This is a genomic window from Eubacterium sp. SB2, assembly GCF_001244405.1.
GTDB lineage: Bacteria > Bacillota > Clostridia > Lachnospirales > Lachnospiraceae > Faecalicatena > Faecalicatena contortus_B.
On sequence record NZ_LN865152.1, the window covers coordinates 1,015,468 to 1,031,053 of the forward strand.

At 46.1% G+C, this 15,586-nt stretch carries 16 protein-coding genes; 8 read left to right on the plus strand and 8 right to left on the minus strand.

Features of this window, described 5'->3' with window-relative positions; translation table 11 throughout:
* The first annotated feature begins 561 nt into the window (after nucleotides 1–561).
* The 5 genes from BN1938_RS11975 to BN1938_RS11995 are packed head-to-tail and all read left to right on the plus strand — an operon-like array spanning nucleotide 562 to nucleotide 4,984.
* Nucleotides 562–1,263, plus strand: a complete 702-nt coding sequence (locus BN1938_RS11975) for a lantibiotic protection ABC transporter ATP-binding protein (protein WP_050640792.1) — start codon at nucleotides 562–564, stop codon at nucleotides 1,261–1,263.
* The gene (locus tag BN1938_RS11980) at nucleotides 1,263–2,036 is read left to right on the plus strand and encodes a lantibiotic immunity ABC transporter MutE/EpiE family permease subunit (RefSeq protein WP_050640891.1); all 774 of its coding nucleotides are present in this window, start codon (nucleotides 1,263–1,265) and stop codon (nucleotides 2,034–2,036) included. The genes BN1938_RS11975 and BN1938_RS11980 overlap by 1 nt, the downstream gene beginning before the upstream one ends.
* Nucleotides 2,030–2,809, plus strand: coding sequence for a lantibiotic immunity ABC transporter MutG family permease subunit (locus BN1938_RS11985; RefSeq protein ID WP_050640793.1), 780 nt, complete (start codon nucleotides 2,030–2,032; stop codon nucleotides 2,807–2,809). Before BN1938_RS11980 ends, BN1938_RS11985 begins: the two co-directional genes overlap by 7 nt.
* Nucleotides 2,810–2,842: 33 nt before the next feature.
* A complete protein-coding gene (locus BN1938_RS11990) occupies nucleotides 2,843–3,535 on the plus strand; it encodes a response regulator transcription factor (RefSeq protein ID WP_369794765.1) in 693 nt (230 codons plus the stop codon).
* 18 nt (nucleotides 3,536–3,553) lie between these two features.
* On the plus strand, nucleotides 3,554–4,984 hold the full coding sequence (locus BN1938_RS11995; protein ID WP_050640795.1) for a HAMP domain-containing sensor histidine kinase: 1,431 nt from the start codon (nucleotides 3,554–3,556) through the stop codon (nucleotides 4,982–4,984).
* 135 nt (nucleotides 4,985–5,119) lie between these two features.
* On the opposite strand, the gene BN1938_RS12000 is transcribed toward BN1938_RS11995, so the two are convergent.
* The 6 genes from BN1938_RS12000 to BN1938_RS23385 form a co-directional block, all read right to left on the minus strand.
* Nucleotides 5,120–5,758, minus strand: a complete 639-nt coding sequence (locus tag BN1938_RS12000) for a lactate utilization protein (RefSeq protein WP_050640796.1) — start codon at nucleotides 5,756–5,758, stop codon at nucleotides 5,120–5,122.
* A gap of 308 nt (nucleotides 5,759–6,066) precedes the next feature.
* Nucleotides 6,067–7,536 (minus strand): xylulokinase, encoded by a 1,470-nt coding sequence (xylB, locus tag BN1938_RS12005; RefSeq protein ID WP_050640797.1) that lies wholly within the window; start codon nucleotides 7,534–7,536, stop codon nucleotides 6,067–6,069.
* Nucleotides 7,537–7,633: 97 nt separating this feature from the next.
* Nucleotides 7,634–9,118: an L-fucose/L-arabinose isomerase family protein gene (locus BN1938_RS12010; protein WP_050640892.1), complete on the minus strand. Its 1,485-nt coding sequence runs from the start codon at nucleotides 9,116–9,118 to the stop codon at nucleotides 7,634–7,636.
* 114 nt (nucleotides 9,119–9,232) lie between these two features.
* Entirely contained in the window at nucleotides 9,233–9,850 is a 618-nt protein-coding gene (locus tag BN1938_RS12015; RefSeq protein ID WP_050640798.1) for a DUF4867 family protein, read from the minus strand.
* A 96-nt stretch (nucleotides 9,851–9,946) separates the two neighbouring features.
* On the minus strand, nucleotides 9,947–10,816 hold the full coding sequence (locus BN1938_RS12020; RefSeq protein WP_330377580.1) for an AraC family transcriptional regulator: 870 nt from the start codon (nucleotides 10,814–10,816) through the stop codon (nucleotides 9,947–9,949).
* Between the two features lie 146 nt (nucleotides 10,817–10,962).
* Nucleotides 10,963–11,115 (minus strand): hypothetical protein, encoded by a 153-nt coding sequence (locus tag BN1938_RS23385; protein ID WP_154253364.1) that lies wholly within the window; start codon nucleotides 11,113–11,115, stop codon nucleotides 10,963–10,965.
* 329 nt (nucleotides 11,116–11,444) lie between these two features.
* Here BN1938_RS23385 and BN1938_RS12030 point away from each other — a divergent pair, with 329 nt between their 5' ends.
* Both BN1938_RS12030 and BN1938_RS12035 read left to right on the plus strand, forming a co-directional pair.
* Nucleotides 11,445–11,831: a BlaI/MecI/CopY family transcriptional regulator gene (locus BN1938_RS12030; protein WP_050640800.1), complete on the plus strand. Its 387-nt coding sequence runs from the start codon at nucleotides 11,445–11,447 to the stop codon at nucleotides 11,829–11,831.
* 1 nt (nucleotide 11,832) lies between these two features.
* Nucleotides 11,833–13,638 carry a BlaR1 family beta-lactam sensor/signal transducer gene (locus BN1938_RS12035; RefSeq protein WP_242843850.1) on the plus strand — a complete coding sequence of 602 codons (1,806 nt, stop codon included), beginning with the start codon at nucleotides 11,833–11,835 and terminating at the stop codon, nucleotides 13,636–13,638.
* 101 nt (nucleotides 13,639–13,739) lie between these two features.
* Here BN1938_RS12035 and BN1938_RS12040 read toward each other — a convergent pair whose 3' ends face one another.
* Nucleotides 13,740–14,300 carry a YdeI/OmpD-associated family protein gene (locus tag BN1938_RS12040; protein WP_050640801.1) on the minus strand — a complete coding sequence of 187 codons (561 nt, stop codon included), beginning with the start codon at nucleotides 14,298–14,300 and terminating at the stop codon, nucleotides 13,740–13,742.
* Nucleotides 14,301–14,608: 308 nt separating this feature from the next.
* Between BN1938_RS12040 and BN1938_RS23390 the strand changes: the two genes are divergently transcribed.
* Nucleotides 14,609–14,773 (plus strand): hypothetical protein, encoded by a 165-nt coding sequence (locus BN1938_RS23390; RefSeq protein WP_154253363.1) that lies wholly within the window; start codon nucleotides 14,609–14,611, stop codon nucleotides 14,771–14,773.
* Nucleotides 14,774–14,859: 86 nt separating this feature from the next.
* Here BN1938_RS23390 and BN1938_RS12045 read toward each other — a convergent pair whose 3' ends face one another.
* Nucleotides 14,860–15,570 carry an HAD family hydrolase gene (locus BN1938_RS12045; protein WP_050640802.1) on the minus strand — a complete coding sequence of 237 codons (711 nt, stop codon included), beginning with the start codon at nucleotides 15,568–15,570 and terminating at the stop codon, nucleotides 14,860–14,862.
* Between the last annotated feature and the right edge of the window lie 16 nt (nucleotides 15,571–15,586).

The following is a 15,586-nucleotide window of genomic DNA, read 5'->3' on the forward strand; positions in this document are numbered from 1 at the left end:
CAAAAAAGAACTATAATGTGAACATATGATTTAGTATAGTAGATCTGAAAAAAATAATATGAAATATTGCAGAAGTGGATTATAGCATTCCTATCTCAGGCTATAAACAAAGACTCCGTTAAAGGGCTCTCCATATACTGGAGCGCCCTTTAAAACTAATGTTTTTATTATTTTTATAGTTTAACAAAATTTTAGACCCAAAATAATTCTACACTCTTCTCTATAGTCACAGCATAATTTATCCCTTTAATCCTTTTCCATATCTAGAAAAACAATATCATAAATTTACGGTACTTGCAGAATATTCCGGTACTCCCCTTAGTTTATTGGGACATCAAATAGGTGATTTTTTCCGCAGTGGACTGTATTCAAATAACCGAAATGCTAATTTGTTATAGAAATGTTATCTTTCAGTGTTAGAGTGTATCTGAAAAGACAAATAGCCTGTTGGCCGGACCGTTATCAGGCTTTAGAGACAGGTACAATATTTTGCAAATCACTATGAGCTTTTTCCTGAGGAAATTTTGGCTCGCTTAAATCTTATGGAAAGGAACGACTAATATGAATGATCTTATTCTAAAAACAAATGATTTATCTAAACGCTATGGAGATCAATTAGCTGTTGACGGAGTCAGCCTGAAGATCAGGCGGAATTGTGTATACGGGCTGCTGGGACCGAACGGAGCCGGAAAGTCTACTACGCTGAAGATGATTACCGGACTGATAAGGCCCACGAAGGGGCAAATTTATTTTAACGGGAAGCCCTGGAAACGAAATGCCCTGGAAAAAATCGGATCTTTAATTGAATCACCCGCTTTGTATGGCAACCTTACGGCGGAAGAAAATCTGCTGGTACACACCAGGCTCTTGGGGATACCCGGCGAAAAGATTCATGAGGTGCTGGATACTGTTAATTTGAAAAATACCGGTAAAAAGCGGGCTTCTCAGTTTTCTATGGGGATGAAACAACGGCTGGGTATTGCCGCAGCGCTTCTGAATGATCCGGCCCTGCTGGTGCTGGATGAACCATCCAATGGACTTGATCCCTTCGGAATTCAGGAATTGCGGGAACTGATCTCTTCTTTTCCTGAAAAAGGCATTACGGTCCTGCTCTCCAGCCATATTCTCTCTGAGGCCGCTCAGGTTGTGGATCAGATCGGAATAATCAGTAACGGACGGCTGCTGTTTCAGGGCGCCCCTGATCCCGGCGCAGACCTGGAGGACTTTTTTACAGATATTATAATGAATGGAGGGTATAAATGATGAATGGACTTCGATCTGAACTCCTTAAATACAAAAGAACTTTTATGGGAAAACTAATTGTTTTGGTTCCGGTGTTTTTCGCAGGGTATGCGCTGATTATGCAGGCAACGCTTATGAAACATCCCTTGTCGCAGAACAGATCCTGGATGTGGGACAGCCTTTTAGCCCTGATCTTTAACTGGTGGACCTTTGTATTCCTGCCTCTTGGTTTTGCACTTTTTGCTGCATTAGCGGCCGGGCAGGAAAAGAAGTCCGGAAATTATCGCGCCTTACGTTCACGCTGTATTTCACCAAAGCTGCTTTGGATATATAAGGTGGCTGCTATGGCGGTCTACAGCCTGCTTTCATCGATGGTCCTGACCCTTGCCGCAATTCTGGCAGGAGTATTCGCAAAATCCGGCGCAATTCCCTTCCGGCAGATTGCAGCAGCAAGTATTGTCTGCTGGGCAGCTTCCCTTGCCCTGATTCCTATTCAATTGTGGGCGGCTACGTGGAAAGGGCTGTTTCTGAGCATGGGGATCGGATTTGCGGGCATGACAGCCGGGGTTCTTGCCGCGCCTGAACCTTTCTGGTTTACGGTACCCTGGAGCTGGGCAATACGGCTGATGTGCCCCATTGTTGGAGTACATCCAAATGGTTCGGTATTAGAAAACGGCGATCCGCTCTTGGATACATCCGTGATCCCAATCGGAATCGTGGTGCCATTTGCTGTATTTCTGGCAGCTACACTGCTTACCGCTGTATGGTTTAACAGGAGGGAAGAAACATGCTGAATCTCTTATTATCAGAATGGCTCCGGACAAAACGGACGGCTGTCCGGTGGCTTACTTTTTGTATGCCGGTTATATTCTCTCTGTGTACGGCTGCCTATCTGGCAGCCCGGGAGGGAAGCACGCAGGCGTTTGCTTTTGAAGGTTTTTTTACAATCTGGACGGTGTTTATAATCCCGGCAGGCATAGGTGTTTTAGCAGGTTTCATTGTGCAGGAGGAAGAACTTGCCGGAAACTTTTCCGGCTTTTTAGGCACCGGGCTTTCCCGTGTCAGGCTATATGCCGGTAAGTTTTTACTATTGTTTTTTTGTGTGGCCGTGTGTACATTTATCGCGGTATTGCTCCTCTGCGCAGGAATGAGGGCCGCAATGCCGGCAGGAGTTACTGTCTGGGTCTTTGTGGCAGGCGCCACTCTTACAGTTATAGGAACCCTCCCTCTGCTTGCACTTCACCTGTGGATCAGCTTCGCATGGGGAATGGGAGCCTCTGTCGGCATTAGTTTTGGAGGTCTTTTAATGGCGGCAATACTTGGGCTGACAGGCCTTGGTTCAGGGTTATGGCCGCTCATTCCATGGACATGGCCGGTCAAACTGGGGATGCTCCCGGGCACTTACTTCCTCAAACATACCGTTTCCCTACCGCAGGCAGAGATTACATCCGGCTTGATAAAAACGGCATCCACAGGACTCAGCGCTGCAGCAGCTGGTCTGATTGTGTTCTTGATTGGAGGGATGATATGGTTTAATATATGGGATGGAAGGAAAAGCTACGAGTAAACGGTGATTGTTTTGTAAGCAGAAGGGAGTGCCATATTGAGTAAAATATTGATAATTGATGACGAAACAGACCTTGTCATGCTGCTCAAGGATGAGCTGGAAGCAAAGGGACATGAAGTCCTTACGGCTTATGACGGGCAAACGGGTATTGATCTGTCACAAAAACAGCCGGACCTGATCATTCTGGATATTATGATGCCCGGTATAGATGGGTTTGAAGTGTGTCGGGCAATCCGGGCTGATGTCTTGTGCCCTGTTATTTTTCTGAGTGCACGGCAGTCGGAAACCGATAAGATCAGAGGATTAACACTTGGCGGCGATGACTATATAACCAAGCCCTTTGGACTGCATGAGCTGATGGCGAAAATTGAAGCAAACCTGCGGCGCGAGAGACGGTCGCAGTACTTGAATGCGGAGAACAAGCGGTCTAAGCTGTACTTTGAAAAACTGTGCCTGGATATGAGAGAACGCACTGTCAGGGTTGATGGAAAAGACATAGAATTGACCAAACGGGAGTATGACATTGTAGAATTACTGGCGCTCCATGCGGGTCAGGTTTTTTCGAGAGAACAGATCTACGAAAAGATATGGGGCTTTGATTCCGAAGGAAATTCCTCCACCGTTGTTGAACGCATCAAGAAAATCCGGGCAAAATTTTCAGCAGCGGCTGACAAAGAGTATATCTCCACCGTCTGGGGGATCGGATATAAGTGGAACAAAACGTAAGAAAGCGGGGTACATTCTATGAAGAATCAATCACTTGCTTCCCAGTTCAGGCGTACTTTAATATGGATTCTGACAGCCAGCGCAATCGGGACGGCGCTTACCTCTGCGATTGCATTTTCTTTATTTACCCAATCCCTGGACCGTGATATTTATACTCCGGATTACTACGAGCGGCAGGTTCCCGGTATTGAGGCTTATATTCGTGAAACGAACCTGGATCTGCTGTCCCCGTCCGAAGAAACCGGTTTAAAGAATACCATTCCGGACGGCGGGATGCTTTATCTGGTTGTAGATGAAAATGGAGACATTCTCTATGGTTCGGATTCCCGGAAACCGTTTGAGACAAAGGAAGAACTATTTCAAAGCTTTGCAGGGACAACTGTTTTTCGGCAGGGGCATTACATCTATACAGTTCCTCTCCTGGATAACAGAGGAAATACAGCAGGGGCCGTCCTTCTCTCCTATCAGATTAAAACAACCTTTGCAAATAACAGGGGAAAAATGGTATTCGCAGCTGTCATCCTGGCTCTGTGCTCTCCGTTTCTCTATATCATCGGTTTTACACTCCTGTTTTCAAAAATTTTTGCCCGCAAGATCAATCAGCCCCTCCAACTTTTGATTGATGCGTCCAAAAAGATACAGGAAAAAGATCTCGACTTTGAAATCGACTATCATTCAGACAATGAACTGGGCAGGCTCTGCCATGCTTTTTCTGAAATGAAAGGGGAACTTCAGAATTCGCTGTCTGCCCAATGGAAAATGGAACAGGAACGTGTGGAAATGGCAGCGGCTCTGGCCCATGATTTGAAGTCCCCTCTTTCTATTATTCTGGGATATACTGACGCGTTGATTAAAAACAATTCCGAGGGAAGCGAAAAGTTATACCGGTATCTCAGCGTTATTCGGGAAAACGCTGAAAAAAGTGCGGCTCTTGTCCAAAAGATACAATATTCATCCGGTCTGGAAACATCAGACATACAGCCCAATCTTGTGCCTGTATGCTTACCTGATTTTTTGACGCAGAAAGTCCATGAATTTGAGCTGCAGGCAGGGCAAAAGGATATTAAAATTGCTTTGGAGATGCAGGGTAACATGGAGAATACCATATGGACTGATTCAGAAAGGCTGTCGCGGATTTTTGATAATATTATTTCGAACAGTCTGCGTTATACCCCGGCAGGTGGGACGGTTCATATTTCCGTAAAGGCAGAGAAAGAACGGATTACGTATAAGATTTGTGATTCTGGCTGTGGATTCAGCCCCAAGGATTTAAATAAGGCTCTTGAAAAATTCTATCGCGGCGATGAAGCCCGGCAGTCGGACGGCGGGCATTCCGGGCTTGGACTCTATATTGTCAGACAATTAGTGGAACAGCTTGGCGGTACTGTGGAAATCGAAAACACAAAAGCGGGCGGAGCGTGTGTGATGTTTTGTCATAGTATTTCATAACTAAAAGCATTATAAAAGGTGAATTGGGCAAGCCCACTTCAACTTCTCCCCCCTCCCTCATGAGGGGCTTGCATACTTTAGCACTGCTGCAATACCGCCGGTGGACTTTTCCCTTGTCCCGGCGGTATCCTCTCTTTAAAATCCCAGATTGTCGTTCACAAGTATGACTTTTATTCTTTCCTTTACTCCCGAATTACGCGTCACAAGCACCTGACAGCACATGGAATTTGCACCTTTACAGTCATAGCACAGCCCATTGTTCCTGCAAGGTGTATCTATGCCCAGACGAACTGCATTTATGGGGGTAGCCTCATTGTGCACACGACTCAGTGCTTCTTCCAGATTTTTAACCGCTTTATTCATTCCAACGATTAGAATCACATTTTTCGCTCCAAAGGCAATGGCCGCGATCCGGTTCCCGAACTTATCTATATTAACCAGTATTCCATCATATGTAATGGCATTGGAGCCGGCAAGGAAGTAGTCACTCTCAAAGCATGCCAGTTCTGCCTGACGCTTTTCCTCCGGAGTCTTACAGACATCCCTGTTGATCACCTGATAATTGCCTTCACAGACCGCCTGCTTCAGTCCAATCTCCGTCACGGAGGCAGAACCGCCCCAGCCTACGCTGCTTCCTTCCGGCATCATCTCAAGCGCCATTTTCAGGGCTTCCTCTTTCGTCTTTGCATAATAACCAGCCATATTACGGCTTTTTAGATTCTTAATCATGTGTTCTGCAAGTATTTGATTGCGTTCTGCACGGTAATTATCCATACTTTCATCCTCCTGTCATTTACAAGGTTTACATGTTCTTCACATATTCATTATAAGCATTGCGGGTGGAAAAATCTACCTGGCAGAAACATTTTTAAGTTTCAAAGGGAGGTTAACGCAAGCTTCAAGTCTTGTAGACATATGGGGGCGCGAAATGAAGGAATAACTGCAAGCCTGCCAAGCGAATTAATACGCTGTCACCATTTTGGAGCCACTCCCAGTGGACAAGCCTTTCCTACCGGTCGGATATACCAGCCGAAAAACTAAACCTTGCGTACTACTGGGGTCAGTCCCCCCTTTTGCACTTATTAAGCCAGCTCTTGAAAAAGTTTTTTCATGGCCGGGTATATTTTTCTGAATTTCTGGTAGCGTTCTTCATATTTCTCTACCAGCTGTACATCTGGTTCCACGGTCTCAATCACCTTTACCAGCTTGCCTGCTGCCTCTTCCACGGATGCATATTCCCCGCAGCCTACTGCTGCCAGGATCGCGCCTCCGTATCCGGGGCCTTCTTCGCTTTCTATGACATCTACTTTCAGGTTCATGACATTCGCAATAATTTTTTTCCAGAGCGGGCTCTTTGCCCCGCCGCCGCATATCTTTGTTCTTTCGATCCGGATACCAAGGCTTCTGGCCACTTCCAGAGAGTCTCGCAGCCCGAATGCCACGCCTTCCAGTACGGCCTGGGTCATTTCCTCTCTTGTAGTATCCATAGTCATTCCCGTAAACGTTGCCCTTGCTTTCGGATCATTGTGCGGGGAGCGCTCTCCCATCAAATATGGCAGATAGAATACCTGATTTTCTCCCAGTTTGACAATAGCCTCCTGCTCTGCTGCATATTCTTTTGTCTTCAGAATCTCATCCATCCACCACTTATTGCAGGATGCAGCACTTAGCATACAGCCCATTAGATGATAATGGCCGTCTGCATGGGCGAATGAATGCAGCGCATTGTTGTCATCCACGCCAAAAGAACTGCTTGAGATAAAAATTGTGCCGGATGTTCCAAGAGAGATATTGCACATCCCATCCCCCACCGTTCCGGTACCTACCGCTGCCGCCGCATTATCCCCGGCTCCTGCGATAACCTTTACACCGCTGCCAAAACCAAACTCTGCTGCCACATCAGCTTTCATATCCCCTACAACATCATAGCTCTCATAGAGCGTGGGAAGCTGCTGCTCTGTAACACCACAGATCTGCATCATTTCCTTAGACCAGCATTTATTCTTCACATCCATCAGAAGCATACCGGATGCATCGGAATAATCTGTGCAAAACACGCCGCTCAGCTTATATGCCAAATAGTCCTTTGGAAGCATAATCTTACTGATTCTTGCAAAATTCTCCGGCTCATTTTCCCTCAGCCAAAGAATCTTCGGCGCTGTAAATCCGGCAAAAGCGATATTTGCCGTGTATCCAGACAATTTGTCTTTTCCAATCACCTGGTTCAGATAATCCGTCTCTTTACCGGTCCTTCCGTCATTCCAGAGAATTGCAGGCCGGATAACCTCGTCCTTCTCGTCCAGTACCACAAGTCCATGCATCTGCCCTCCAAAACTGATACCGGCAATCTGCTGCCTGTCGCAATCGGCAGTCAATTCCCTGATTCCCTCAACAGTCTGCGCATACCAATCCTGTGGATTCTGCTCCGACCAGCCGGGGTGTGGAAAAAACAGGGGATATTCTTTAGAAACGATATTGTGGATCTTACCGTTTTCATCCATCAGCAAAAGCTTCACTGCTGAAGTACCTAAATCTACACCTATATATAACATATTAACCTCCGCATCATTCAAAAAAGTCGGGCAAGGGGGTCAGACCCCTCTGCAGAGGGGTCTGACCCCCTTGCCCACCGTTTTCAGAATATTCTGTTTATTTCCAGGGATTCTCAGTCGGATATCGTACGCCGGCCGGCTGGTTATACCCAATCTCTTCCACCGGCACTCCTATGTATTTGAATACCTCAAAAAGCGCCTTTCCATAATTGCCGAACGCTACTGCACCATGATGCGGGTAGTTGCCCTCAATTAATACATGGCGGTAGAACCTTCCCATCTCCGGAATTGCGAAGATGCCAATTGCTCCAAAGGAGCGGGTTGCTACAGGGAGTACTTCTCCCTGGGCTATGTATGCGCGCAGCTTACAGTCCGCTGTGCTCTGAAGTCTGAAGAATGTAATATCTCCCGGTACGATATCGCCTTCGAGCGTTCCCTGTGTCACTTCTTCCGGCAGCGCTCTTGCCATGATCATCTGGTATTTCATCTCACAGAAGGAAAGCTTGCTGGATGCGGTATTTCCACAGTGGAAGCCCATAAAAGTATCTTTGTGTGTGTAGTTGTATTTGCCCTCAATCTCCTCTTTGTACATATCTGCCGGTACTGTATTGTTGATATCCAGCAGGGTAACGACATCTTCGCTTACTACGGTTCCGATAAATTCACTTAAAGCCCCATAAATGTCGACTTCACAGGATACCGGAATTCCCTGTCCGGTCAAACGGCTGTTTACATAGCATGGAACGAAGCCAAACTGTGTCTGGAACGCCGGCCAGCATTTGCCTGCAATTGCCACATATTTTCTGTAACCTTTGTGCTCCTCCACCCAATCCTTCAGGGTGATCTCATACTGCGCTAACTTTGCAAGGATCTCCGGCTTTTTGTTCCCTGCACCGAGTTCTTCTTCCATCTCTTTTACAATAGCCGGAATTCTCTCGTCCCCTGCATGTTTGTTATATGCTTCAAATAAGTCCAGTTCAGAATTTTCTTCTATCTCAACGCCCAGATTGTAAAGCTGCTTAATCGGTGCGTTGCATGCAAGGAAATTAAGCGGACGCGGTCCAAAGCTGATAATCTTCAAATCATTGAGCGCTGCAACAGCCCTCGCGATTGGCCTGAATTCATAAATCATATCAGCACATTCTTCTGCTGTGCCAACCGGGTATTCCGGGATATATGCTTTAATATTGCGCAGTTTCAGGTTGTAGCTTGCATTAAGCATGCCGCAGTAAGCATCCCCGCGCCCCTGTACAAGATTGTCTCCGCGCTCCTCCGCCGCTGCAATAAACATCTTCGGCCCGTCAAAGTGCTTTGCAAGCAATGTCTCTGCAATCTCCGGCCCGAAGTTCCCAAGATAAACAACAAGTGCATTACATCCGGCATTCTTCACATCTTCCAGCGCCTGTACCATGTGGAGCTCGCTCTCCACGATACAGACCGGGCACTCATAGATTCCCTCTTCCCCGTATTTCTCGTGATAAGCCTTCATCAGCGCCTCGCGCCTGCTTACCGACAAACTCTCCGGGAAACAATCCCTGCTGACAGCTACAACTCCAATTTTCAATTCCGGCATGTTATTCATAATCATGTACCTACCTTTCTTTATAAATAAATTTATTCGTTTCTTTAATAACAGAATATTATAGGATCCCTCCGCATGAACCCGGTTCTTCCGGCCTATATGTACAGTCTGTTTTTAATCCAACGTAATATTGTCGCCCTTCAGTCCGCAAAAAGCACCCTCGATCTTTGCATCCTCATGGGCGATCAGCCACTTATTCTTCGCGGTGATCAGACAATCCTCGCCCTCGGTGCCCGGAGTGAATGTCAGATCCGTATTGGTGCCCTCCGGCAGAATTACAACGCATCTGAATCCTCCCGGCTGTGCGGTACAAGGCGCATAGTGCAGCGTGGTCGCATACATCTCCACCACCGTTCCCGCAGGCACATAAAACGCCTCCACCTTCGAAGTATCATACGTAAAATCCGTTCCCACATCCTGCTGGGAACCGAGCAGCAGAATCATATCGGTCACCGCAATATTAATCTCAGATGAACGGTGGTACTCCAGCCCGTTCAGCTTATGATTATCTCCATTACAGTATCCGATTTCGATCGGGAGTCCCCCAAATGCCCGGTTTTTAAAGGCTTCCGCTTCCGGAAGGGCCTCCATCTCTTCTACAGATGCTACGTAAATTACTTCTTTCGGCAGAGGCGTGTGCTCCATCTCCTTCAGAATTCTGCAGATAGAATAGCCCTGCAGCACTCTTCCGTATTTGCCAAACGAAGAATCCGTTACTTTTTGAATATCCATCATTATCCCTCCTAAAAACAAAAATTTATTGATATTTATCCTTATGAGGTAATTTTATCAGCATATTCTGTACTTTTCGACCAAATATTTATCTAATCAATGGCACTTTTTTGTCTTTTTTCTAAACTCGCTTGGCAGCATTCCGTACTTTTTGCGAAACGCCTTGGCCAAAGCCTTGCTGTTCGGAAATCCATGATCCAGCGCAATCTCACTGATCGTCCGTTCCGTATTTGCCAGTTCCTGGTATGCGTACTCCACCCGAATGCTCTGCAGATAGGTCAGATAATTGATTCCCGCATACTTTTGAAACATCCTGGAGAGATAAGCAGGAGAATAGCCAAAGATCTCCGCCAGCCGTTCCAGCGAAATCTCTTCCGTGTAATGCTCTTTCACATAGGACGTAATGACAGACAGCCTGTTCAGTTTACGGTTTTTCCTTACCATCTCCCGGCTCACTTCCATCTCCCGGTATCTGGTTACCAGTAAGTACAAAAGCTCATAAAACATCCCCTGTACTTTCAGGTCATATCCGCACTTTTTCTCGGTATATGCCCGGTAAATAGAAGAAATCAGGATCATCACCCTCTCATCCTGGGATTTTGAATCATGGGTAAAACGGATGAACTGCTCTCCTGTATAGTATTTCTCAAAAACCTTCAGCGGAATCTGTACAACAACCGTCATATTGGGCTCCGGAGAATCCACGGAATGGATCTCATTGGAATTCACCAGCATGAATTCCCCCGGTCTGAGAGGATACTTTTCCTCATTTATATAAAAAGAGAGCTCTCCTTCAAATACCGCAAATATTTCCACCGAACGATGCCAGTGCTTATCACGGAAATAATTGCCTTCCCTGCCCTCAAAGACAAATACCTTAAAAGGTAAATCTTCATTCGGCACAATCAACTCATGGCTGAATTCCATATTGCCGCCTCCTTTACTGATCCTTTCCGGATTAAACATTCCACGTCTCTCCTATTCCGTTAGCTTCAGGGGTAATTACAATCTTCCGGAGGGAGATGTAACGCTGCCCTGATTATAGTATGTTTCAGGTGATTTTGTAAACACCGGCAGAAAGACTTACCAATATTTATTATTTATAAAACAGTTCATTTCTTCAAACTGCATTTATCAAATTTTCGCAGTAAACTGTCTGCAAATCCCAGGAAGACTCCCACCACCACAAACAGAGTCCCAAGGAATAATAATATAATCCCTGTCACTAATTTACCCAGTATCTCCACTGTCTTTTGCTTTATCATAGACCGGCCTCCTGTCTGATAAAAGAAAACTCTTTGCGCCTAAATACACTTTTATTCTATCACAGTAAATTTGTGAAAGCCTTGCATAAGTCTTTCAATCAAACGGCTTAACCTTACGTTTTTGCAAGATAAGGCTCCCGATTCAAACTCAGGCATACAAACACACTGCCTCACCAGGGATCGTCCCTTTTGCAGAGGGGTCTGACCCCTTTGCTTCACCCCTGCAGCCGCAAGCATACGCCCCTGCCGTCTCTGCATTGTTTGACAGACTCCCCCCGGAAGATTATAATGTTTATATTACATACGTAAGAGATAATGGAGGAATAAACATGACGGTACTGCCTCAGATTTCAGAAGCAGAATTTGAAGTAATGAAGGTCGTATGGAAACGTGCACCGGTCAGTACAAATGAAGTGACCGACTATTTAACAGCCCATACCACCTGGAGCCCCAAAACAATACAGACTCTGCTGAAACGCCTGGTGAATAAAGGCGCACTCTCTTTTGAAAAAAAGGGCAGGGTATTTATCTATAGCCCGCTTGTGATGGAAGAAGAGTATATCAACCAAAAAAGCTCTTCTTTTTTAGAGCGCTACTTTCATGGGGATATTACCGCCATGGTATCTTCTTATCTGGAACATGATAACTTAACCGAATCCGATATCGAAGCCCTGCGCAGCCTGCTCGCAGAACAATCCAAAGAGGGAGGAAAGTAATGTGACCGGTTTTGGCATCCGATTTTTTATCTGTAACTTTTTTATCGCTCTCTTTATATGTATCATGTTCGCCGCGAAGCGGCTTCTCAAAAATCATATTTCAGCCCGCATGCAGTACAACCTCTGGTTTCTTCTGCAGGCAATATTTGCCGTACCCTTTCTGCCGCCGGTTCCCATTGGGTTCAGCCAGATCCTTTCCCTGTTGGGATCCGGCTCCCCCTCTATACTTTCCGGGGGCCGCATTGATGCTGCCGATGCAGGAAATGCAGTGTCCACCGCAACAGGTTGGATGAATGATTTCGCCATGTCTGTTTCCCACAATAGGGGGGCTGTTATTGCCGGAGCTCTCTCTGCCGTCTGGTTTGCCGGAATGCTGGCAATGGCTCTATATTTTCTTCGCTCCCGATTACGCCTCTGTCGGTTGGAACGTTCTGCACTTTTGCTCCAAAATAAAAACATCCTCGCACTTTATCACAACTGTGTAAACGAAATGCATTTGAAAAAGGCTCTCCCAGTCTACAGTACCCCCTACCTGAGTTCCCCGATTACTACAGGTCTGATCCACCCCCGCATATATCTTCCCCTTCATCTGGTCTCAGAATTTCACAGCGGCACGATAAGCGGGAAAGAACTGCGTTTTATGCTTCTGCATGAGTTGCAGCACCACCGGCACAGAGATGCCCTGGCAAATCATTTTATAAATCTTTCAAAGTTCGTATACTGGTTTAACCCCCTGGTCTGGTATGCGATGAAAAAAATGCAGTGTGACCGGGAGATCGCTTGCGATGCCGCTGTTCTGCAGATGCTCGCTAAAGAAGAGTATACAGAATATGGAATCACCCTGATCAACCTTGCCTCAAGACTTACTTGTGCTCCCCCCTCCTATTCCGCCCCCATGGCAGGAAACAAAAAACAAATTACAAGAAGAATTCTGCACATCGCTGATTACCGCCCTCAGTCCAGATCCGCTAAAATCAAAGGGGTTTTGCTATGCCTGCTTCCGTCCGTCGTTTTGCTGGGCCTCTCTCCCATTTTATCTATCAACGCCGGCGTACAGGAGTATGATTCCTTCCAGAATACCGGAGAAACCACAGAATATATAGATCTCGAATCCTATTTTCAGGGATATGATGGCAGTTTTGTATTGTTTGACACCGAAACAAATATCTGGCAGATTTACAATCAGGAAATGGCTTCGCGCAGAGTCTCTCCCAACTCCACGTATAAAATATTCGATGCGCTCCTTGGGCTGGAAACCGGGATCATCACGCCCGGGCATACACATATGGGCTGGGATGGAACCAAATGGCCTTTTGACGCATGGAATACAGACCAGAACCTGAATTCTGCTATGCGAAACTCCGTTAACTGGTATTTTCAATCGATCGACCGACAGGCCGGTCAGTCTGCGGTGAAAGACTATTTTCGAAGAATCGGATATGGCAATCAGGATGTGAGCGGAGGGACGGACTCTTACTGGATGGAATCATCACTCAAAATCTCCCCCGTTGAGCAAGTATCTCTTTTGAAAAAATTCTACTACAATGAATTTGGATTTCATTCAGAAAATATAGATGCGGTGAAAAATGCGATGTATCTTGCATCCAAAGGCAACGCCTCACTTTATGGAAAAACCGGGACCGGAGCCGTGGACGGTCAGGAAATAAACGGATGGTTTACAGGATTTGTCAGCCAGGACGGCCATGTGTCTTTCTTCGCCGTTCAGATTCAAAATGAAAAAAATGCATCCGGCAGTAAGGCGGCCGAAATCGCCTTGGATGTGCTGGACAAGATGGGGAAGTATTGAGAAAAAGAGCCGTTCGTCTTGTTCATTAACTGCCTCGGCTGGCTTTGCTTTTTCCCCAGTTATGCAAGTGCGGCTTATACCAACGAAGGCGTACATAACCTTTACATCGGTTTAAGATTTCTATTGAGCCTATCCACCATCCAGGCGATACGCTTTTCCCGTCCGGCATCTGTCTTTGCGTCAAAATATGCCCGCGTGTAGGTTTTCTTGACTGATAAGGGCATTGCTTGAAAATTTGCATAAGCGGGCTCGTAGACTTTTAGCAAATCAGATAAAAAGGCGATCTGTTCCTCTGTCCCCGTCGGGGATTTGGGAGCATCCCATTGTCCGTTCTCTTTCGCTTCCTCTATTTTCTTCCTGCCCCAATCGGTCATAAGTCCTTGTTCTTCAAGGCTTTTAACCAACGCCTTGTTCTTATCCGACCATTTACTGTTCTTCCTGCGTAAAGAAAAATATTTCTTGTATGTTTTGTCATCAATGCTTTGCATCTGTCCGTCAATCCAGCCAAAGCAAAGGGCTTCTTCAAGCGCTTCGCTTGCCTTTATTGTTTTCGGCCCTCCCGCTTTTCCAAACAGAAGCCAAACGCCGGCATTTGACAGGTAATGGTCAGAAAGCCATTGCCTGAATTCTTTTCTGTCTGCAAATTCCATTATGTCACTCATTATGTGCTCCTCCTTTCGTACGCCTTCTATGGCCTCCTTGTCAGTTTACTGTTTCTTTCATTCTACCACAAATCCGAGAGCCTGAAAATCTTGTATTTATCAGCGTGATTTCCAACCTTTTGGATATGCGGAACAGGCCGGGCCGGAGAACAGCCCAAGTCTGTGAGGCTGGGTTACTATGCGCGGCCCCTGGGCCGTAAATAGTAACGAGGCTGGGAATATTAATTTGTCTGACATAAAATGGAAGTAGTTTTCTTGCTTTGAATTGTTTATAATAAGAACGGTATGTAATACTTGTGGGAGGACAAATGATGTTGAAATTTATGGTATTGATCGCCGCTTTGATATGCTCGGTTGTTTATATGACGCTTTTTTGGATTTCCAGTCCGAAGGCGAATAGAATTGCTCAGAAAATTCAAAAGCCTTTTGTGATTACCAGTGCACTGCTTCTTGTGCTGTATATTTTGCTCTAATGGCTTTCGCAACAGAGCCTTTTGTTCCCGCACTGGATATGCAGGGACGGAAGGCTTTTTTTGTACGCTGACAGGAGGCGTGGGGGTTAGTTTCCTGCAGCGAGGAGCTTCTGCAATAACATGCAGAGTTCCTCTTCAGTCTTTACGCAGTAGTCAGGGCTCACACTTCCGGTCTGCTGATTGTGGCTTCTGCGCCTGATCCAGATGGTATGAAGACCGGCGTTTTGAGCGCCTTCTATATCGTTAACGTAGGAGTCCCCTACAAACCACACATTTTCCCGGGCGATACCCATTCGTTCACAGGCTTTACAGAAAATGCGCTTGTCCGGTTTGTCCATTCCCATTTCTTCCGATATGAAGATGTTCTGATCTGGAATCCATTGCCTGATACCAAGCTGCTCTATTTTGGGCCTCTGGTGGTCGGCTGTGCCATTTGTTATGATTCCCATCGGAATTCTTTCCTTACAAAAAGACAGAATTCCCTTCATCTTTCCGGATATACTGACTTTCATCTGATACCCGGCATACCGGCGCTGGAACTCCCGGGCCTGCTCTGCCGGGATCTCTATATGAAGCTCCTGAAAGGCCTTCTGTATTCTGTAAATGCATAATTCATCCATGGTAATCCCGCCGCACTGCAGACGTTCAAAGGCTTTATCGCTGTATTTTCTGCTTATAAAAAATAAATGCTCCACGGAAATCGCGTATGTCCCTGCAAACATATCCTCATATGCCAGAGCAAAGGGTTCCAGGTGATCGTACAGCGTGTCATCCATATCAAACAAAAGCGCATCCATATTCTTTTTCCTCCAT

Excerpts from the sequence above, each read along its gene's own strand:
- BN1938_RS11975 (WP_050640792.1), top strand. The coding sequence starts at position 562 with ATGAATGATCTTATTCTAAAAACAAATGATTTATCTAAACGCTATGGA.
- BN1938_RS11980 (WP_050640891.1), top strand. The coding sequence starts at position 1,263 with ATGAATGGACTTCGATCTGAACTCCTTAAATACAAAAGAACTTTTATG.
- BN1938_RS11985 (WP_050640793.1), top strand. The coding sequence starts at position 2,030 with ATGCTGAATCTCTTATTATCAGAATGGCTCCGGACAAAACGGACGGCT.
- BN1938_RS11995 (WP_050640795.1), top strand. The coding sequence starts at position 3,554 with ATGAAGAATCAATCACTTGCTTCCCAGTTCAGGCGTACTTTAATATGG.
- BN1938_RS12000 (WP_050640796.1), bottom strand. The coding sequence starts at position 5,758 with ATGGATAATTACCGTGCAGAACGCAATCAAATACTTGCAGAACACATG.
- xylB (WP_050640797.1), bottom strand. The coding sequence starts at position 7,536 with ATGTTATATATAGGTGTAGATTTAGGTACTTCAGCAGTGAAGCTTTTG.
- BN1938_RS12010 (WP_050640892.1), bottom strand. The coding sequence starts at position 9,118 with ATGAATAACATGCCGGAATTGAAAATTGGAGTTGTAGCTGTCAGCAGG.
- BN1938_RS12015 (WP_050640798.1), bottom strand. The coding sequence starts at position 9,850 with ATGGATATTCAAAAAGTAACGGATTCTTCGTTTGGCAAATACGGAAGA.
- BN1938_RS12020 (WP_330377580.1), bottom strand. The coding sequence starts at position 10,816 with ATGTTTAATCCGGAAAGGATCAGTAAAGGAGGCGGCAATATGGAATTC.
- BN1938_RS23385 (WP_154253364.1), bottom strand. The coding sequence starts at position 11,115 with ATGATAAAGCAAAAGACAGTGGAGATACTGGGTAAATTAGTGACAGGG.
- BN1938_RS12030 (WP_050640800.1), top strand. The coding sequence starts at position 11,445 with ATGACGGTACTGCCTCAGATTTCAGAAGCAGAATTTGAAGTAATGAAG.
- BN1938_RS12040 (WP_050640801.1), bottom strand. The coding sequence starts at position 14,300 with ATGAGTGACATAATGGAATTTGCAGACAGAAAAGAATTCAGGCAATGG.
- BN1938_RS23390 (WP_154253363.1), top strand. The coding sequence starts at position 14,609 with ATGATGTTGAAATTTATGGTATTGATCGCCGCTTTGATATGCTCGGTT.
- BN1938_RS12045 (WP_050640802.1), bottom strand. The coding sequence starts at position 15,570 with ATGGATGCGCTTTTGTTTGATATGGATGACACGCTGTACGATCACCTG.